Genomic DNA, 21,548 nt, shown 5'->3' on the forward strand with positions numbered 1-21,548 from the left:
AAACGAATAATACCCCAAAGCAAGGATAGTCCTCGTGACAGGAAAAGTAAGATAACATAAGATAATGGAACCCTTGAATCTAATTTAAAATCTTCACCTTTCACAGTACTAATAAATCTGTTAATTATACGCATCTGTAAAATTCTGTTTTAATAGCAACTTCTGATAAAGAATATTATGCCGATTTATCATATTTTCAATGGAGTAATGATTACAAACAAGCAACTTAGCTTGTTCTCCAAGTTTTTTCTTTAGCTCATTATCACATAAAACACTCAGAATTTTGTTAGCCAAATCTTTATAATCATAGGTTTCATATAAAATACCGTTAACATTCTCCTCTATTAGATCACAGCAAGATGGTATTTTAGAAGCAACCACAGGTAGTTCCACAGCCATCATTTCCATAAGAACCAATGGTAGCCCTTCAGATTCTGAGGGAAACACTCCAACATCTGCAATTGACAGATATTCAACAATATTGGGAATAGAACCAGTAAATGTGATTTTATCATCTAATGATTTTTCATGAACAACAGATTGATATTGTTCTTTAAGTGGGCCATCTCCAATAAATAGTAATAAGGCAGAAGGGTGATACTGTGTCACTATTTCCCACGCCTTGATTAGGGTATCGTGATTCTTTCCTTCACAAATTCGTGCAACATAAACAGCAACATATTTATCTTCACTAATCCCCATACACGATTTCGTAAGATTACGTTTACAAAATTTTTCTTTTGTATCAATTCCATTTACTATCGTCAAATGTTGATTAGAAGTATATAATCTTTTAACAACACGACTTACCGTAGGACCAACAGATATAATTATCGTTTTTAACAATCGACATGCACACCAATCGAAGATAAAACGTATTTTATCTTCGATTGTTCTTTTTTCCAGAAAAAAACCACTAAAATGTATGCTTCTAATATTAACCGGAACAGTTCTCGATAGCAATATACCTATAGATAAAAAGAAATATGAAAATGAGGAATTGTGCGCATGAACAATATCCGGTTTTATCTTTTTCAACAAATCCACTAAATTCGGCAAATAACGAATATAATTAACATGATGATTCCTGTTACTTTCAAAAGGAAGGTAAAAAACAGAGATATATTCAGGTATTTCAAGGTGCAGATCATTCATATCTTTGTGCAAACATATAATATAGATCTTATTCCTCAATTTGGCGAAACTTGACGATAGATGACAAACAACCGACTCTACGCCTCCTCTGTTTAATCCATCAACAAAGTATACGATTTTCATATTTTGAATCTAATGATTTATAATGTAAATAAATGAATATCAATGATGCAACATCAATATACCCTTTAATTAATAATATCAAAGCATAAAAAAACACCGTAAAAAAGAAAAACGAAAGAATCCGTTCTTTAAATATCAAACCAGAAATTCTAACTATACTATATTGATATAATAGAAATAGTATTACTCCAGGAACACCAAAATAGAACAATAACCTAACATACCCAACATCAGAATCACCATAATAACTATCGCCTTTAGTCCAACGCATATCACCAATATAATATGTTTTTTGATTTTGCGGCCATATACTCAAATGATATTCCGTTAATCCATCACTTGATGCAGTCGATAGTTCTCCATTTTCAACTAAATTAATAAAAGCTTCAAAACCAAAATCAATGATATCACCATAATCTTCCTGCAATTTGGGAGATGATGTATAAATGAAAACTAATGCTATACCAAAAACAGTAAGATAGATTATAAATTGTCTGAAAACTAAAAATACCTTATTACACATTTTAGGTATTAATATACAAAAAATCAAATACACTATACTAAACACACAACCAATCATAGCCGTCCTTGCAAAGAAGATACCTACAATGAATATATAAACATATAGCAATATCAACTTAATTAATTGCTGCTTGTTTTTCGCTTTTAACATGAATGGCATTATAGCAATTAAGCCTAATCCATATATAGCTCCAGCTCCAAAGTAGAAACAACCGAGTCCGATCAACCGGACTCCGAAATACATTTTAATAACCCTACTAGTAAGATCTATACCTTGTAAATCAAACAGGAATAAACATATTGGTTGATTGACAAACATTACTATAGCTATAACAGACTGTACAACTAATGTCATCAAAAAATAGCGTGTTATTACATAAAAGCTTATTACCTTGCAAAACCTTTTTGTAATATAGTATATACAGTAAGAAAGAAGTAATAAATAAATAACTTGAAAAGGAAATATAATAAACGTATTTTCGGTTATCGTATTTACAACACTTGAAAGCACTGTAAACAAAGACATCAAGACAGGATAAAACAAAGTCTTTATATATCTACACTTTACTTTTCTATTAAGTAACAATCCATCTTTAATCATATAAATAAAGAAAAACAAAAAGACTAAAAGCCTTGGATCAAACCCGTAAGCTTTAAATGGAAAGAAATAAACAAAGAAGCAAAATATAATCAGTATATTTTGATAGCACCTAACTTTAGGCATAATGAATCGAATACTATAAGATTTAAATCACAAATCTTTTCCCTCTATTAGAGAAAATTCCACTTAACAAAACAGACAATCCCAATTTGATTCTCGAAGAATTTTTAACAAATAAAGAATAATCATTCGACAGTATAAAATGCTTTATTCTAACATAAGAATTTTCCATAGACATATACAGCATACATAGTACCAATGTCAGAATTTCAGCTGCATCAATATGCTCCTTTCTTATAAGCGAAGATACCTTTTCAATTATTTCACAGTTCACTACTTCCGGCAACTTTATACCATATGGCACTAAAACATGCTGAACATTTTCTCTTCTCACTATTTTTGATATTAAATCTTGTTCATCACTATATTTTGCGGTTATTTGGTTGTTCGAAATACGATAAAACAATACAACATCTTTGATATTGGCAATAGAGTTAGGATGTGAAAAAATTATATCACTCCAAAACTTATAATCTTCCGCATGTTTATATGAGTCATTGTATTTCAATCCAAACTGCTTAATCGCACTGTTCCTAATAATAGTTGTAGGATGATACAAAGGACAGTTTATCAAAGATAAATAAAGTAAATCTTCATATTTTTGAGGCAAAATAGGAGCCATTCCAGTCAAGCCTCCTATATACTCCATTTGCCCTCCGCATACAAAGCATTCAGGATTTGAATCCATATATTTTACTTGTTTGTAAAGCCTATCATCAAACATTATATCATCAGCATCCATTCTAACGATATATTCACCTTTAGCAAGCGATAATCCTTTATTAAGCGTCTTGATTAGACCAATATTTTTCTCATTCTTATAATACTTTATACGCCTATCAATATTACTATACTCAATTGCGATTTTTGAGGTATCATCCATAGATCCATCATCAATCAACAGCACATCAAAATCTTTAAATGCTTGTCGCATAATGCTATCTAAAGAGTCTCTAAGATAAAGTGCCGCATTATATGCAGGTAGTAAAATTGTAACTTTCATTTATTGTTATGTTTGCAGATAAGATTTCGCAATGATGTCTATAACAGAAAAAAATTAGCTCATCAATTCTATATTATCAAACTCACGGAGCCATGTATCATAATAATTTTTACACTTATTATATTTATTATCAACAATTATCACTTTCTTATCCATAAGAATACCTAAAATTAGTCCATGAAGACGCGTTGTATAAATAATTTCATAGTTCGAAAAAAAATTTATTCCCTTATAAATATACCGCTCTCTATTATTTTTTCTATTTAAACCATATATAGGACTCACAAAAACATTTAGAAATTTACATTTTTGCAATCTCTTAGAAACCACCACTTTAAAATACTCAAAATATGAGTACAATAATAAAATATATTTATTATTAGAAAATGTAGGCCAATCTTTTACGTCAAAATCTGATTCCAACTTAAAAGTTATATCATCTATTTCTGAATCAGTGCGAAGCATGAATAATATACAATCATTCCTTACCTTTCTCATCGGCATGGCTTCAACATCAACAAAGAAAGCCATATCAGGCAGTAAATACAGTTTTTTTGCATCTACATAATTAGACAATATATCCATAGACATTTGGTCTCTCAAACAAATATGAATATCCGCATGATTGTTAAATATTTTACAATCTATTGGAAGAATACTTTTATTATTATACCACACCGTTTGTGGAAATATTATTATGCGCTTATCTTTAAATTTCTCTGCAATATATAAACGATGCTCTTGACACTCTCGATACAGATCTCCCCAATTTCCTCCTCCATGAAATAAAATAATTTTGGCATCCTTTATCTTATTCTCATCCCAATTATGAACATTTGCCGAGTAAATACACTTATAATGAATATTTTCAAGAAATCGAAGTTCTCCTTCCCAAATAAGATTATCACCAATATTAGGATGGTTGGGTACATCCAACAATACATAATCAGCATTTATTAAAGGAATCAGCTTTTTCTTTATCAAATCCCTATAACTCAAAATTTTATCACGATTACTCATAAATTTTTATTTTCATATATTCAAACACTCCCAACAATCTTATCTGCACTAATATAATACGCATCCTGTACAACAATCCTCTGTTAGTATGTTTAAACATCGACAAGCACAAGTTAAAACGATTATCTTTCAATTGCCTTTGATAAATTTGACATGCTACAGGTGCTCTATGGCAAATATTTGGGTAACTCATATAATCTCCATACAACTCTTTTAGCAAATAATCATAATTATTCGGAACCGGCAACAACATATTCTCAAATTGCAGCATTTTTAATGGAAACAAATCATTATAGGTAAGCTCAAATGTATTAGAAAATTCAAAATAAGGATGAACCATTATAACATTTTCTAATCCAGAATCTACTAACCCATATTTATAATTATAGTATTCTAAAAAATCCATTTGTTCATTTTTATGGCTTAAAGTTTTTTTCATATAACCATAAGATTTACCAAATATGATATAATTTGCAGTATCTCTATAAATATTATTTTCTATTACATTATCTTTATTTTTAACTATACAATTAACAGGTCTAATATCTATTTTAACAGGAACAAGAACACAAGAACCCTGAGTACGAGAAAATACTTTTTTACTGGCAAAAAAGTTACAAGTATGTTCTACTAATGGCTCGTTATAGAACAGTGCAACATCATTGTGCATTTCACAATACATTGATATTTCTTTAATTAACCTAAGGTAATCCTTTTTTAGCAGAGAAATATCCAGATCATCATCCCATGGAATAAATCCTTTATGACGTACTATACCAATCAAACTACCCCCATCTATCCAATAGGGAATATTATTTTCTTTTGCAATAGTATCTATTATCAATAATAGACGTAGCATTTCTTCGTGTACTTTTTCCAACCCTTCAACAGTATAATACTTCAAACCATCACGATTAACCAAAATATGTTTTTTTTGCTTATCAGATAACATACGCCATCAATTTAATATATTTTTATATTTAACGATACAAATCCTATACAACGCAACAAATAATTCGGGTGCAACAAAAGCCAATGCCATTGTATAAAGATTTACTTTAGAAAAACTGATAAATGATAATAACATCAATATATATAACAAGACAGAATATACAACACTTAAATTATATTCCCTTGAATACCCTTTAACAACTAAAACAGAAGCACCAAATAGATAGCTGATCCCCACTATTGGAACATATAAAACCATAATCTTTAATATCGAAACGGCCCCTAACATTGAAGTATCACTTAATAATAAAATAATATTAGGAGCAAATAAGTAAACAAACAAACAAACAAAAGCACCAAAAAGCAGCACTATCTTAATAGATTTTTTCACTAGCAGCATATTTTTACTCTTAGCTACATTTGGATATATAACTTGTGCTACTAATGAAAATGGAGTTTTTAAAATTGAAACTATCTTAGCACACAAATCGTATATAGCAACCATATCATAAGAAAAAAAAGTTCCTATCACTAAGACATTACCTCTTTCCATGACAATAGCAGATAAACGAGATGTAAAAAAAGGAAGACTTTCTAAAAAATCCTCTTTCATCCTATACTTAGACACCTTCACAAAATATATATCGAACTTTTTTTTAAGGATAATAACCGATAATACTGATGTAAAAAAACCTCCTATTGAATATAATACTGGAATACAAGCATAGTCTTTTTTATCATGTACGAACAAAAAAATTAAAATTAGACATGAACACTTTGCCACAAAAGTGATAATTGTTATAAACTTCATCCTTTCTAGTCCTTGAAACAACCATGTAGGAAAAAACACTTCTTGAATGCAAAGTCCTATAAATCCAAGGAGAATAACAGAGTAATCATATTTCAAGAATATTAATACGAACAACCCACTCACCAAGCATATCGCAAATATCAATAGCTTTTGATATACAATACTTGAATATATTTCTCTAATTTTAAACACATTAGTTCTATTTTCACTTATTTTCCTTGTTGCAGAAACGTTATAACCAAAATTTATTATAATAACTACATACGCAATAATAGCTTGACAAAAAACAACTACCCCATAGTTATCGGCTCCAACAGTCCTTATAACGTATGGATATGAGATCAAGGGAAGTAATAATCCTATGATTTCTAGAATTGACAAATAAGTAAAATTGGCAAATAACGTTTTTGCTGTTTTATTATTTTCCAGTTTTAAGAAAGAAATCATTTTATAGATATTAAGTATATTTACCCAAATCGGAGATATTGCATTTTCCCCGTATATCAATAATCAGTGGAACAACAATTTCTATTACAAAAGTTCGTTAAGTGCTTTTATGAAATAAGCATTATCAATTCTGTTGCGTATAGCCAAGCGAATATACTGTTTGCAAGCAAAGGCTGATTTTGTGCTACAGTCTTTAACAAGAATGTTGCAATGTTTCAAAAGGAGTTGTGTAAGTTCTGTAGCTTTATATTTATCTGTCACCTCGCATAAGAAATAATTAGCCTGTGAGGGTATCACACGCAAGAAAGGTATTGATCGCAAATCTTCATAAAAGCGTTGGCGTTCTGCGATAAACTTTTCACAACCTTTCTTATAGTCGCTCTCATACTTCCCGTAAATCTGCATATAGAACTCGGCAAACGAATTGATATTCCAAATAGAGATATCGCTTTTGATCTTCTTGATTAACTCGATGTTACCCGAAGCCAACACGCCTAAACGAAGACCGGGAACACCGTATGACTTGGAAATACTCTTCATCACTACCAGATTCTCATATTGTTCCAATACATCATCACACAACAAAGTATTATTTTCATAACCTACGCTGAAATCGACAAATGATTCGTCAACCACCATACGGATTCTTCTTTGTTGTGCCCATGCTATCAAATCCAACAAATCAGCGTATGGAATGAAATTCCCAGAAGGATTGTCAGGATTTACCAACAGCAAAGTAGAAATAGGCTTATCAGAAAAGAAAGCTCTCAAATCGGAAGCAGAATAAGAGAAATCCCTATTATCCGGCGTAAAGCAAATTAGCTGTTCCTTATCGCAACGATTTGGGTACTCTTCAAACGTCGGATATATGACACCAATCTTTCCCTCTATCTGTTCCATAAGAGACTTGATCAGCTCAGCCGCACCATTCCCAATTACGGCATACTCTTTTTTAATATGAAAATACCTAGCTATCAGTAACGAATTAACACGCATTCCAGAAGGATATTCAGCCAATAACACGTCAAAATTAGCCTTCAACTCATCCTTCAACTTCTGAGGTGGAAAAAACGGATTGACCAAATAACAGAAGTCTAGTAAGTTCGGAAAACGCCAATAACCACCATAGCGCTTTTGATAAAGCGACAAGCGATCTTCTTCTGTGGCAAAAATCGTTTCCGCAATGTCCAAGTCCTGCACATCGTCTATCTCATACCACTTTTCCCCCTGCAAAGGCAAGGCTTTCAATTCACATTTATCCAACAGTGTAATCACCCGAAGCACTTGCTCGTAATACTCATTATTGCCCAGAGCCTTAGTATACGCTTCCAAAAAGGGAACATAATTCGTAGTGGAGAACTCTTTGCTGAACTTGTAGATATTAACCGTTTTGTAATAATAATCTACATCTCCGTATTTAAAGGCTTTCTTAGGAATAAAATTGACAATATTATTCTCCTCATCCAAGCGAACCATTGTTCCGTCCATCCAAGTCTCGTACTTTGCTACCAGCGCTAAATTAGGGTATGGATTATAGACAATCATCGGGAAAAGAGTATCATCGAATATCAAATCTGATTCTATCAATAATGTATCATCTTTTTGCAGCTCTTTCTTTGCCAAGGAAAGCGAATAAATATTGTTCGTCTTATCATAAACTGGATTTTCTATATATTCTATCTTCAATCCTTTATATTTGTGACCAATATAGTTACGTAGAAGATCCCCTTTATATCCGATAACTATTATTACTTTCGACAAATCCAACAGGGAAAGCTGAGTTAATATACGATCTATCAAGGAAGTACCATTAACTTTCACCATACACTTTGTATTATTACGAGTCAATTCCCCGAGGCGTTTTCCCATACCCGCCGCTAAAATAATCGCTTGCATATTAATTAGTTTGTACGTCTATATTTCAATTATCAAAAAGATGTTTCAAGGTCAAGTAAAGAGAGGGAAACTTTAACCTTCCTTTCTCACAGAACCATACTAAGCAGTCTCCCATCACACGACTCTCCGCACTTAACTCATATGTTATTTGTTTATCATACTAAAAAGGATCCGGTTATATTTAGGCATCATATACCTATACTCCTTCTCTTATTCAAATTCTTCCTATTTGAGGCAAGAAGTACAGACCGACAAATCCTCTTGATAGTTATCAGGCCCAACCATGCATTTATCATAAACACGTTTCATTGCTGTTTTTCTTCCCTTTCCTCTTTTGTCATGTAAACACATTGAAAAAACATCAGGATTATGTTCTTTGGGATCACTATCAAAAGGTTCGCCCTGCTCCTCGCACATCTCCTGAATCGCAACATTCGCCTTATCCTTGATCCATTCATACTCGCCATTTATATAGTTACTATATTTACTGGCTCTAAAGTTTAATCCGGTATCGGTTACAATACTCTTTAAAACATTGAATGATGTATGATGATAAATTGATTCCATTCTTTCCTTCCTTTAATTCATTTAACACAAGGTTCTGTATTCCTCATTTGTCCCAAGCATTGGGACTGATAACTCCCATGCCTTGGGAATTACCTGTCTCAACACTTGGGACAAAGAACCACTAGCTCATAAGATCATCAAACCTCATCCGGACTCTCACTGTCACCGCCTCCATCAGCCGGTTTGCCGCCAATCCAGATCGGGGTACTGATACTGCGGGGTACTTTCAGCGTGTAGGAGTTCGAATACTGCGTCGTCACAGTCAGCGTGTACTCACCTTCCGCCAAATCAGCCGGCAGGAGCAACGTGAGCGAAGAAGGGTTGTTGATGGTGATCTGGTCGTCCGTCAGTTTCGTGGTGGCACCTTTGGAGTCGGTCAGCGTAACACCTACCGACTCGTGGTCGCCAACCACTTTCAACATCGCCCCACGGACGAAGAAGTTGTGACCCGCAGTGGCGCTGCCGTCTTTCAAGCCCGTCTTACGATCTTCGGTCTCCAGGATGTACATGATGTTAGACTTCTCGCCGAGGATCTCCACCACGGTCTTGGCGATCGCCTCGCGCAGAGCCTTGTCTTGCGTGAAAGAGACGTAGATGGAATTATTCTCCTTGTTCCAAGCGCCGCCCTCAACCACGCCTTTCAACTGGGGGACGGCACGGAACAGACCCGTGTTCACGCTATAGCCGTTTAAGATCAAGTCCATTACTATCCGATGGTAGAGGGTCACAGAGTGACGCATCGTCTCCGGGCGTAGACCGGTGTCTTGCTTGTACATCTCCTCCAACACGTCATCCAAAGTTAAACTTCCGGCCGAGGCCAGTAACAAGATCTTGTCCGTCTTGTTGTCGGTGGTCACCGCATTATCGATGAGCCAGCCTTTCAATACTTTCTTCATGGTATTTTGATTTATAGGAAGGACGGAATTGCCCTTCCCGGCTTTCCTTGTCTAGAACCTCTTGTCGAATGCCGATTCCCTCTTCTGCCGATTCCGGGCGATCAGCCAATCGATCACCAAGTGAAGAACCGTCCATAGAGACAGGTTTAAAAATAATATACAATTGACATTCAAATGATTAGCCAATACAATATTCAATGCGATAAAGAAAACGGACACGCAAATGATCGTCACCATCACCATCCGCACCCGCATACCCGTGCGCAACAACTTATGATGGAAATGGTTCTTGTCCGGCAAGAACGGGTTCTTGTGCTCACGAAGGCGGCGCAGCACCACACGTACCACGTCCAGCAACGGTACCAAGACCGTGGAAAAGGCAATCACCAAATAAGGATTCGAACGCTCCGTAGAGGTACTATTCGATACGCATAAATGAATGATCAGGAAACTGATCACGTAGCCCAACGTCAAACTCCCAGCATCGCCCATGAAGAGCTTATGCCCGCAGTTGGCATTGCCAAAGACATTGTAGCACCAGAAAGGCATGAGGATTCCCAGCGTACAGATAGCGAGCAAGGCATAAACACATTGATCTTGAATGAAAAAGAACACGCTCAAGACCGATAAGGCGATACAGCACAAACCGGAGGCCAGACCATCGATCCCGTCAATCAGGTTGATAGCGTTTGTCACATAAACCACGGCGAAAACCGTGACTGGCACACCCAGCAAGGCCGGGACCGAATAGATCCCGAATAGGCCTCCCAGCGTATCGAGCCAATTGCCGGACAACACCAGCAGGAGGGCCGACACGACTTGTACGATGAACTTGTAGCGGTAACCCACCCCGACCAAGTCATCGCAGACACCCACCAGATAAAGAAGTGTCATGCCCACGAACAAGAAAAGATACTCATGGAGCATCTCGATCGAGAAGCTAGACAGATCCGAGGGCCACAGATAAAGGCGAAAGCCTATCACCAAGGCAAACGACATCAAGACCACGGGAAAAAACGACAGGCCACCCAAGCGGGGAACCGGGGTCGTGTGTACCTTTCGAGAATCCGGGACATCATACAGTCTTTTCTTGTGGGAGATCACCAAGATCCTCGGGATGATCACCATGCCCAAAGACACGGAGATCAGATATCCGGACAGTAATAACAATAATAGAATTTGCACCTCACTCATACGATCTCACTTAATGAAGGCAACCCCTTCACCTCGCCGGCATGCCACGCTTGGTAGTCCTCATGGGAGAGTTGGGATGCTGTTAATAATTTGTAATCTATGTCGTCTCTTCGCAAGATGTGCTTGCGGGCATACGAGCGGAGCGAACGATCCGTAACGGACACCATCACCACCGGGAACGGGTAGCCGAGCAAACGCATTGGCGTAATCTCGCTGTCCGGGAATACATGGCGCAACTGATAGGCCGAGCACTCAAATGCCACCCAGTAAGGCCCCGTACAATACAGGTGAATCGAGTTTTGGTTCGCACGCTCGCGGCTCATGATATCATTTAAATGCTCGTTCAGCAACCGCACCAAACGAACGCCGGAAGGAAGGGAAGACATTGATTTTTGATTTATGATTTATGATTTAAACTGTCAACTGTCACTTGTCTACTGTTAACTTATTTCATGGTTGAGCCACCCGTCGTAATCGTCCAACCGGCGGATCAAGGATAACTTGCTTTTCTTGGGCGAGGACTCACCCCGCCACGGATCCACCACCTCATGTGCCATCTGCCGGTAAAGGGCGCTGTCCGTGCAACCGTAGAGCGTCACCAGCAACAAGGCACGGGATTGCGGAGCTTTCACCACCGGGAGCATACCACGCATCGTGTCATGCAAACGTGTGAACTCCTCCTCATCGCCCAACAACTTGTAGGCAGAAAGAAGCAATGAGTAGATCTTGCAACGCATCACGTCCGTCTCCGCACAGAGCGAACCGTAGGATCTCAACACCTCACGGGCCAAACGAGTATCCTCCTCTGATACGTTGCCGGAGGCATGGTAACGTCCCAAGGCATCGTGCAAGCCTTCCCGCAGGCGGTCGTTGTCCAGATGGGTATAGACGTGCTTGCCCTTGGTGTTCAGCTCGATCAGCTCGTACTCGCCCGGCTTCACCTCCAACAAGGGGACCCACATGCAATCGAGGATACGAGCCATCACATCTTTATGACCGCCACCCGGCTGGATCACCACCTCCGCCTCCATACCGGTAAAATAACCGGACGTGATACGCACACGGTCGCCCTTCAGCAAGCGGTCGCTGTCCGGTACGTACACCGGAAGCTCGTTGGAATAAGATTCCGCCACCCAACGTAAATTCCCCATCTCGTCATCCGACAGATAAGGAAAATGAGTCATGCCTCCGGAAGAGACCCGGGGAAGGAAATTGTATAGGGGAAGCGTGCGCTTCATCTGGAAGATCTCCTCAACCGAGGACCGGACAAACACGTAGTTGAACAGCAGGGGTCGTTTCGTGTTGACCATCTTTCCGTCCACCTTCCTCACCTCCACATAGGAGGGGGCGAAATACTCGAACAACGTCTCCCCACGACGCTTGCGCCGGGAAAGCTCGGCATCCAAGCTTTTAGCGGGGCTGATCCTGTCGCGTCGTGCCACACCCGTAGTAGGAAGCGTGAGCACGTACCAGCGTACAGTCTTCAGGTCATGACGCTTGCCAACTCGCGCCGTACCCCTCTCCGAGCGACCGTCTCTCAAAACATTCATCATTATGATTATCTTTTCCTAAGATTATAGCAGGATCTCCACTCAAGCCTCACGACAATTCAAAGCCCTACCAAGAGCACCCTATTTACTCCTGATAAACAACACTTTATGTTTTAAAAAATGGCTTTTCTGAAAATCACCATCGCTTGAAATATTAAGCTACTTGGGAAGTAGCGTAAAAGATGGGAAATAATCATTTCCCAGTTGTAGAGACGGAGCGTGCTCCGTCTCCCACCGTCTGACAGTAATTTAGAATACTATTTTGAGGGGATGAGACGGGGCACGCCCCGTCTCTACAAGAATGTATGTTCGATTTTTAGGAGGGACGTGATGATGTAGGACATACGAGATCATTTCGTCTCTATTGCCATGTCTATGCACTAGGAATAAGAACGAAGATTTAAGGAGAATCAAGGTCGGAGTACAAACTAATGAACAAACTAAGCCTAATGATTGCTTGTTATTTGTTATTTTTTATTACTTTTGCGCCGTGAAAGAATACGCTACTTCCCAAGTAGCAAGCCTCTTACCCCACTTTGGGTATCGGTTTACACACGCTCTCAAAACAATTCCGGTTCACTGTCGACAAACGTTCCAACGAGAAGCTCTTCAAATAGATCTGTGTTGTCTTAATAGACTTATGCCCCAACAACTCACTGATAACCTCGATCGATACATCTTGTTCCTTCAAGAACGAGGCGAATGAATGACGGATCGTATATGAGGTGACCGGAAGCGTAACGCCTGTCGATCTCGCCAACAACTTCAAGTCACGGTTAAAGCGGGACAAGGTCCTGTTATATTCTTTGTAGGCCGCCTCACCGGTTCTCCTTCCACTCAAAAAAGGAAATAAATAAAAGGATTCCTTTGCCGTACAAGCGGACAACTCATCCAACAGCCGCAACGCCCCGGAGGGAATCTCCAGCTGTATGAGAGACCCGCTCTTTTGTCGGTGATACTGCAATATCCCATCCCGGATATTCTCCCATTTCAAATGCGTGAGATCCACAAACGCTATCCCGCTGAACGCGAACATCAACCGAACGGTCAACTGTACACGCCGCAAGGACGGATCCCCCAACGGGGCGTTAAACATACGCTCCAGCATCTCTCGCGGCAACGCCTTCTTCCGCTTGCTTTCAACGCCCGTGAAGACATCTTTGAACAGGTTGGGTACAAAGGGAGCCTCGTTCGCCTCCACGGCCAAGTTATAAATGTGACGAATCCGACGCATATAGGTAGACACCGTATTCAACGAACGGCCCTTGTCCAACAACCATGACTGATAGCACAAAAGCCTGTTCCTATTAATATAGGCATAAGGAATCGCCTCCATACCGCAAAAGCACTTGAACGAGTTCAAGGCATCTTGATAACTCTTCGCCGTGGAATACCGTTTTTTCTCACGCAGACAAGCCATGTAGATGGACAGGCCCATAACAAAATCTTCTTCTTTTTTCATATCTTCTCCTTAATAAAAAAGCCAAAAATACTACCTTTGTACACTATTAATTAAGTAAACCATATTTAGAGTAAAAACATTACCATGAAGAGATTTTGGAGTATTCCACTTATGCTCATGCTATTCGCATGCCAAACTCCCAAAGAGAGTAGAGAGGAATTATCGCTTGCCGGTTGCTGGGAATTACGATTGGATTCAACAGATGTCACCGAGCAAGTTCAATTACCGGGTACCACGGACACCAACCAAAAAGGATACCCTAACAATGATAAGGAGGAGACAACTCATTTGTCTAGGCCCTTCCGCTATCAAGGTAAGGCTTGGTATCAGAAAGAGATCACGATTCCGGAGAACTGGGAAGGCAAGAGCATTTGGTTAATCTTGGAGCGAACAAAACCGACCCAAATATGGGTAGATAGCATATATGTCGGTTCATCCGACCATATTTCCACCCCTCAAGAATACGATCTGTCCACATATCTCCGGGCTGGGAAGCATCACTTGACTATTCTAGTCGATAACGGTTTGAGCGTTCCGCCCCAATTATTGGACAATTCACACGCTTATACGGAATCCACGCAGACAAACTGGAACGGTATTATCGGAGACCTGAAATTGGAAGCCCGTCCACAATTCCATATCCGCCGGATACAAGTATATCCACATGCGGATCAAAAAACGGTGGACGTAAAAATAAAGCTTTCAAATCCATTCGAGCAAATGATCGTAGCCGCCGTTCAAATAGAGATGGAGGCTTTCAACACAGGCTTAGAGCACCATATCAAATTCAATAAGAATATCGTAGTTCAACAAGACGAGATCATATTCCAAATACCGATGGGTGATGACGCCTTGGAATGGAGCGAGTTCTCCCCTACCCTGTATCGCTTGACCGCGAACATCCAAGGAGAGAATATCCAAGATAGCCAAAGTACTACTTTCGGATTAAGAGATTTCAAAGCAGAAGGAACACAATTCAACATCAACGGATTGACCACCTTCCTTCGTGGAAAACACGATGCTTGCGTATTTCCGCTTACAGGCCATGTACCGATGGATACCGCAGCATGGAGACGCTATTTCCGCATCGCCAAGGAATACGGTATCAATCATTGCCGTTTCCATTCATGGTGTCCTCCTAAAGCTTGTTTCGAGGCGGCCGATATCGAAGGTTTTTACCTCCAACCGGAACTACCTTTCTGGGGAAAGATGGAAAAGGGCGATACCACTTTGATCCATTTCCTCACCAAAGAAGGATTACAAATACAGGAGGCTTACGGGAATCACGCCTCTTTCGTCATGATGGCGATCGGCAACGAGCTTTCCGGGGATCAAGAAGCGATGGTAGACATGATCGCCCGTTTCCGTAGTGAGGACGGACGGCATTTATACGCATCTGGATCGAATGACTATCTAGGCTTCAACGGCCCTGCGGCGGGTGACGATTACTTCACGACCTGTCGAGTCCCCGGCGCTAACGTATTCAGCAACCATACCCGGGGTTCCTTCTCTTTCGCAGATGCGGAGGATGGCGGTTATATCAACCATACCTATCCAAACTCGGTCATGAATTTCGAATCCGCTATCGAACAATGTTCATTGCCTATCATCGGACATGAGACCGGGCAATTCCAATGTTATCCGAATTATGAGGAAATCAAGAAATATACCGGGGCACTAAAACCTTGGAATCTGGAGATATTCCGCAAACGACTGGGCGAGTCCGGTATGGCCGGACAAGCGGATGATTTCTTCAAGGCTTCCGGTAAATGGATGGCGCAACTTTACCGGGCCGAGATGGAAATGGCGTTCCGTACTCCGGGAATGGCCGGCTTCCAATTATTGGATTTACAGGATTATCCGGGACAGGGCACGGCGTTAGTCGGTATCTTGGACGCTTTTATGGATAATAAGGGCTTGATAACCGCCAAGGAATGGAAAGAGTCTTGCGATGATGTCGTATTACTGGCTCTCCTACCTAAATTCTGTTACTCTGGGAATGAGGCGCTCAAAGGCTCCATCAAGGTAGCGAACTATACACCTACCACTTTAAAAGGGAAACATCTAACTTGGACCTTGACGAATAGTCAAGATCAAGTAATCGCCCAAAACAACATACCGCTGCAAATCAATCAAGGTACGTTGGCCGAGGTAGGCCCATTAAATATCGCTTTACCTGCCATTCAAGAGGCTGAGACCTATACTTTACGGCTGGCGATCGAGGGCACGGATTATCACAATCATTATCCGTTATGGATTTATCCGGAACATAATAACGTGCAAATCCCTACGGATATCAATGTTATTAAGAAATGGGATAAACAGGCCGAGAACTTATTGGCGAACGGGGCGAAAGTATTGTGGTTCCCGGATGCCAAGACTTACAAGAACGTGACGGTAGAAGGATTATTCCAGACAGATTACTGGAATTACCGGATGTTTAAGTCCATCTGCGAATGGGTAAAGAAACCGGTCTCTCCGGGTACCCTCGGATTATTAATGAATCCCTCTCATCCGGTTTTCGCTCATTTCCCGACGGATTTCCATACAAACTGGCAATGGTTCACGATGATAAAGAATAGCCATCCGTTGATACTGGACCAGCTTCCGGATAATTACAGGCCAATCGTACAGGTGATCGATAACGTGGAGCGTAATCATAAATTAGGGATGATCCAAGAATTCAATGTCGGCCCGGGCAAGTTATTAATCTGTATGACAGACTTGGAAACCCAACAAGAATACCCGGAAGTCCGCCAATTATACCATAGCTTATTAAGTTATATGGATTCCTCCGAGTTCTCGCCTCAGATGACATTAACGCCCGCTCAATTGATTGAGTTATTCACGCATCAAGTCGGAGATTCGAAGATTAAGGAATTAGGGAATATCTCGTATGATGAGTAAGCGACCTCACTTTTGACGTATATTCACATAGAGACGCAGCACGCTGCGTCTCTTTCCCTATAATATTCATAATCATCAAACAAGATAGTCTTTCGTAACGGAACGCTCGCAGGATAGTAACTCCTTGGGAGTACCACTAAACAAGATCTCACCCCCCATTAGTCCGCCTCCAGGACCTATCTCGATCACATAGTCCGCCGCTTTCAAGACATCCAGATTATGTTCGATCAAAAAGACACTATTGCCTTGATCTACCATAGAATCGAATAAGGAGATAATATGCCTGACATCTTTCACGTGCAAGCCATCCGTCGGCTCATCCAAGACAAAGACCTTGCTTTGGGTTCCTAGATAAGACGCCAGTTTCACCCGTTGCAACTCACCTCCCGATAATGTGGATAAGGCTTGGTTCAAATGCAAATACCCCAGACCAACCAGCATAAGCGGACGGAGTTTCTCCGCTATCACCGTTCCCGCAAAACGAAGGGAAGCCTTGCGGACTGTCAAGTCCATCACCTCAGCGATCGTAAGACCATCCACTGTATACCGCAAGGCTTCCGGGGAATAACGCAATCCTCCACAAGCCTCACAAACGGTCTCGATCGAATCCATAAAAGCCATATCAGACACGATCACGCCTTTTCCCCCACAAACCGGGCAACCGCCTTTTCCGTTAAACGTGAACATACTAAGCCCAGCCTTACTTTCCTTAGCGAAAAGTTTACGAATATCATCCGCAACTCCCAGATAAGTGGCCGGAGTGGAACGCAAGCTGATCCCGATATTCTTTTGGCTGATATAAATCACCTCCTCGGGGAAATCCCGGCGGAAGCATTCCATCAACGAGCTTTTCCCTGAACCGGCTACACCGGCGATCACCGCCAGTACTCCCATAGGAAGATCTACCGTCACGTCCTTCAAGTTATGAAGACGGGCATGCTTTACCGTAAACCAACCGGACGGGATCCGGAGGCTTTCCTTCAGAGGGGTATTTTCTCCTAGCATACGGCCGGTCAAGGTATCGCTACGGAGTAAGCCCGCATAATCTCCCTCGTACAAGATACGGCCGCCCTCCATACCCGAACCCGGCCCCATATCCACGATATGATCGGCGATCTGTATCATTTCCTTATGATGTTCCACCAGCAAGACCGTATTCCCATGATCCCGCAACTTTCGGACCGAGGCTTTCAATAAATGGATATCGTGGCTATGCAAGCCCACGCTCGGCTCATCCAACACATAAAGCATATCGGAAAGAGATGAGTTGATATATTTAGCGATCTTACAGCGTTGCGCCTCCCCGCCGGAAAGGGTTTCCATGGAGCGATCCAGCGTCAAATACCCCAAACCGATCTCCAATAAGGCGGATAACCGGCCTCCGATCGCCTGCTTCATGTCTTTCGCCAACGGGTCATCAATCTCCCGAAGCCAAGCGATTATCTCGGGGATCGCCATATGAGTTACTTCGGCTATATTTCTCCCGTTGATCCGGCAAGAAAGTACCTTATCGTTCAAGCGGGTCCCACCGCAATCCGGGCAGATTCCCATCGTAACCATCGGTTCCAAGACCTTTTGATGGATCTTCCCTTCCTCGGAATTGATGATGCTGCGATACATACGGGTTACCAAGCCCTCATATTTCGCCGTCTTCGGCCAGTCGGCAGGAGGATTCTTCAAACGGATTTGCGGGGAATAAAGGAATAAGCGCAACTCCTCCGGCGTATAATCCCGGATCTTCTTATCCAGATCGAAAAGGCCGCTGCAAGCATAACGTATCCATCGCCATTGGCCGGGCTGGAAGGTGACGTAATGGATCACGTCCTCATCGTTCAGGCATTTATCAAAATCAACCAGCTTATGCACGTCCAGCTCACGAATCTCCCCCAATCCGTCACAACGGGTACAACGGCCTTGCGGATGATTAAAGGAGAATGTATCCGAATATCCGACAAAGGGTTTGCCCACCCGTGAGAACAAGAGACGGAGCAATGAATAGATATCCGTATAAGTCCCCACCGTAGAACGGGCGTTGGGAGCGGGCTTCCGCTGGTCTATCACGATAGCGACCGGCAGATTCCCGATCCGGTCTACATGCGGACGGCCATATTTGGGCAGGTATTGCTGCACGAAACTGGGGAACGTCTCATTCAACTCCCGGCGTGAACTGGCGGCGATGGTATCCAATACCAACGACGATTTCCCAGAACCCGAGACCCCGGTGAATATAGTGATTTGCTTCTTCGGAATATCCAGAGAGATATGTTTCAAGTTATTCTCATAAGCTCCCTCGATCTTGATATATTCTTGATTTGACATAACCAATGACCTTAATGAACGAATGACAAAGATACGATCTAATCCTGTCTTTTTAATAGATATAAAGCGTATCTTGTAACACTACCTTTTGAGAGAGGTTGCCAAGTAGAGGAAAGAGGATAGCTATATATGGCGCTTTTTACTCAAAAAGGCCGCTTTTTATACACGATAGGTCATGAAAGCCTACGCAACTAGTCGTGTTAGGCAACGCCAATAGTCACGTTGGGCATCGAAAGCAGTCATGAATAGGGTTATGAACTGTCATGAATAGGCATCATAACCCTATCATTTCCCCATCGTACCCCTATGAGATAGCCCAAACAACCCATAAGATATGAATTACGATGAACTAATTTCGCTAGAATGAAAGGCTGTTTTTTGACATCTATCTATTTAACAGACGATTACTGATTTTTTCTTGCGTATTTAGGAGCGAGCCGTACTTTGTCCCGGAAAAATCGATTCTCCGGGACTTAACTTTACAATTTGTCAATTTGATTATTCTGTCGAAAGACACCATCTTATTAAGGCATTTAATTCGTCGCATGGAAAGGAGCCTTGAATTCCGGACGGAGCGTACAGGTATCTTCCAATGGGAAATCCCGAGGGGCCTCTTGCGTCACTTCCCCGGTGGCTGCCCATTCAGCCCCTCTTAGTAAGGTTACCTGAAAACCCGTACACTCCATCGAGTAAATCATATTCGGGTCATTGCCGCAATGCCCCAACAGATCGACAAAGACACGCCCCTTCCCCCACTTCACCGTCCACATCAACGGTTCATGGCGTCCACGCTCATAAGCGGTAGCCAATATCTCCACATTCCGTACCGGACCACGCAAGCGGGTATAAATCTCGTCCTTAAAATGTTTCCATCTTATAGGCAGACCTTTCAAAATAGGGTGCTCCGGCGCACGATGCTCTAGGATCGTCTCATGCTGCAAGCCATGATAACCCGCATAACCGGGTGTATAATCGTATACATATTTGCCCTCTTTCCAATACAGGTAAGGACCGTCTTTCTCGTTTCGCCCCTCCCAAGCTCCCATGCCGATTATCTCGTTGTACGCTTTCCAACCGGCCATAGGTACCACGGAGGAATGGATAATCACGACCCCGCCACCATCCGCTACATAGTTCTCGAAAGCTTTTTGGACAGGCTCGGGCCAGACTTCACCTCCGTAATTGACAACAACCAAGTTATATTTAGCGAAATCGGGCTTAAAGGTATTTATATCTCCTCCGAAATCCGGGGTAAAGACGAAATCCACCTTAAACATTCCACTGTTCTCTAAGATCTGCTTCATGGCCTCGCAAGCACCTCGCCAATAATGACTGCCATCTTGCCCGGCGATCATCATCGTTTTTATCACCTTTTTCTGGGCGTAAGAGGTTGAGGCTGATAAGGCGCAACAGATAAGCGCTATAAAATAGATATACTTTCTCATGGTTGTTGGGGTTTAATGTTTTTACTCTCGGGGCTCCATTCGATACGGTCATAGCAACGGGTGGTTCGCAAATTATATCCTCGCTCATCAACCGTAAACTTCCCATCCTTGAAATAATCGATATATAACTCGGAGATCCCGTCATTATTGCGATCCTCCACCGTAAGCGCATATTTATCCGTCACATAGATCTCATCCGATATATATTGGATCTCTTTCGTATAATTATCCACGATCACGTAATAAAACTTAAACAGGTCGAAAGTAGGGTAATGCCCATTATCCCGCCCGAAAAGCATGACCTCTTCCATAGCGGCATCATCATCCATATTCGCTAAAACGGATTGTTGAAACCAAAAGCCGTCTTTTTGCGCTTGCGGAGGAATCCGGTCCCAACCCTCTTGATGGGCTGTCACCCGGAATTGGGCATGGGCGCCCATACAAACGAAAAGTAGGAGAACCCAATAAATCAATCGTCTTATCATGTCTATCATTTTTAATTATTATTCATATTTATAAGGCACAAATGTAATGATATGTCTCTTATTGATTATATTTG

Annotated in this window: 17 protein-coding genes; 1 reads left to right on the forward strand and 16 read right to left on the reverse strand. The window is 41.1% G+C overall.

The annotated features are described in order from the left end of the window. Positions 1-120: 120 nt before the first annotated feature. From BDI_RS07040 to BDI_RS07100, 13 genes are all read right to left on the reverse strand, one after another. Positions 121-1,278, reverse strand: coding sequence for a glycosyltransferase (locus tag BDI_RS07040; protein WP_011966442.1), 1,158 nt, complete (start codon positions 1,276-1,278; stop codon positions 121-123). Then, positions 1,256-2,158 (reverse strand): hypothetical protein, encoded by a 903-nt coding sequence (locus BDI_RS07045; RefSeq protein ID WP_127908268.1) that lies wholly within the window; start codon positions 2,156-2,158, stop codon positions 1,256-1,258. The genes BDI_RS07040 and BDI_RS07045 overlap by 23 nt, the downstream gene beginning before the upstream one ends. 388 nt (positions 2,159-2,546) lie before the next feature. Further along, positions 2,547-3,524 carry a glycosyltransferase family 2 protein gene (locus tag BDI_RS07050; RefSeq protein ID WP_011966444.1) on the reverse strand — a complete coding sequence of 326 codons (978 nt, stop codon included), beginning with the start codon at positions 3,522-3,524 and terminating at the stop codon, positions 2,547-2,549. Between the two features lie 54 nt (positions 3,525-3,578). Continuing rightward, positions 3,579-4,544 carry a polysaccharide pyruvyl transferase family protein gene (locus BDI_RS07055; protein WP_011966445.1) on the reverse strand — a complete coding sequence of 322 codons (966 nt, stop codon included), beginning with the start codon at positions 4,542-4,544 and terminating at the stop codon, positions 3,579-3,581. Continuing rightward, positions 4,537-5,496, reverse strand: a complete 960-nt coding sequence (locus tag BDI_RS07060) for a LicD family protein (protein WP_011966446.1) — start codon at positions 5,494-5,496, stop codon at positions 4,537-4,539. The genes BDI_RS07055 and BDI_RS07060 overlap by 8 nt, the downstream gene beginning before the upstream one ends. 6 nt (positions 5,497-5,502) lie before the next feature. Further along, positions 5,503-6,753 (reverse strand): oligosaccharide flippase family protein, encoded by a 1,251-nt coding sequence (locus tag BDI_RS07065; protein WP_011966447.1) that lies wholly within the window; start codon positions 6,751-6,753, stop codon positions 5,503-5,505. 84 nt (positions 6,754-6,837) lie between these two features. Further along, a complete protein-coding gene (locus tag BDI_RS07070; protein ID WP_011966448.1) occupies positions 6,838-8,649 on the reverse strand; it encodes an aminotransferase class I/II-fold pyridoxal phosphate-dependent enzyme in 1,812 nt (603 codons plus the stop codon). 225 nt (positions 8,650-8,874) lie between these two features. Continuing rightward, a complete protein-coding gene (locus BDI_RS07075; protein WP_011966449.1) occupies positions 8,875-9,216 on the reverse strand; it encodes a hypothetical protein in 342 nt (113 codons plus the stop codon). Positions 9,217-9,353: 137 nt separating this feature from the next. After that, entirely contained in the window at positions 9,354-10,112 is a 759-nt protein-coding gene (locus BDI_RS07080) for a DNA-binding domain-containing protein (RefSeq protein ID WP_011966450.1), read from the reverse strand. A gap of 51 nt (positions 10,113-10,163) precedes the next feature. Then, complete coding sequence (locus BDI_RS07085) at positions 10,164-11,306, reverse strand: MraY family glycosyltransferase (RefSeq protein WP_005856244.1); 1,143 nt, start codon at positions 11,304-11,306, stop codon at positions 10,164-10,166. After that, positions 11,303-11,692, reverse strand: a complete 390-nt coding sequence (locus BDI_RS07090) for a hypothetical protein (protein WP_005856242.1) — start codon at positions 11,690-11,692, stop codon at positions 11,303-11,305. The genes BDI_RS07085 and BDI_RS07090 overlap by 4 nt, the downstream gene beginning before the upstream one ends. Before the next feature lie 54 nt (positions 11,693-11,746). Further along, on the reverse strand, positions 11,747-12,859 hold the full coding sequence (gene nusG / locus BDI_RS07095; protein ID WP_011966451.1) for a transcription termination/antitermination protein NusG: 1,113 nt from the start codon (positions 12,857-12,859) through the stop codon (positions 11,747-11,749). A gap of 523 nt (positions 12,860-13,382) precedes the next feature. Further along, positions 13,383-14,318 carry a tyrosine-type recombinase/integrase gene (locus BDI_RS07100; protein ID WP_011966452.1) on the reverse strand — a complete coding sequence of 312 codons (936 nt, stop codon included), beginning with the start codon at positions 14,316-14,318 and terminating at the stop codon, positions 13,383-13,385. Positions 14,319-14,402: 84 nt separating this feature from the next. On the opposite strand from BDI_RS07100, the gene BDI_RS07105 reads away from it, so the two are divergent. Beyond that, positions 14,403-17,225, forward strand: a complete 2,823-nt coding sequence (locus tag BDI_RS07105) for a sugar-binding domain-containing protein (RefSeq protein ID WP_011966453.1) — start codon at positions 14,403-14,405, stop codon at positions 17,223-17,225. A gap of 75 nt (positions 17,226-17,300) precedes the next feature. Here BDI_RS07105 and BDI_RS07110 read toward each other — a convergent pair whose 3' ends face one another. The 3 genes from BDI_RS07110 to BDI_RS07120 all read right to left on the reverse strand — a co-directional run bounded on the left by BDI_RS07110 (position 17,301) and on the right by BDI_RS07120 (position 21,483). Next, positions 17,301-19,544, reverse strand: a complete 2,244-nt coding sequence (locus tag BDI_RS07110) for an ATP-binding cassette domain-containing protein (RefSeq protein WP_009276768.1) — start codon at positions 19,542-19,544, stop codon at positions 17,301-17,303. Positions 19,545-20,077: 533 nt separating this feature from the next. Next, positions 20,078-20,989, reverse strand: coding sequence for a ThuA domain-containing protein (locus tag BDI_RS07115; protein ID WP_005856231.1), 912 nt, complete (start codon positions 20,987-20,989; stop codon positions 20,078-20,080). Beyond that, on the reverse strand, positions 20,986-21,483 hold the full coding sequence (locus BDI_RS07120; RefSeq protein WP_009017861.1) for a hypothetical protein: 498 nt from the start codon (positions 21,481-21,483) through the stop codon (positions 20,986-20,988). Before BDI_RS07120 ends, BDI_RS07115 begins: the two co-directional genes overlap by 4 nt. Between the last annotated feature and the right edge of the window lie 65 nt (positions 21,484-21,548).

Origin of the sequence: Parabacteroides distasonis ATCC 8503, assembly GCF_000012845.1 — a bacterium.
GTDB classification, from domain to species: Bacteria; Bacteroidota; Bacteroidia; order Bacteroidales; family Tannerellaceae; genus Parabacteroides; species Parabacteroides distasonis.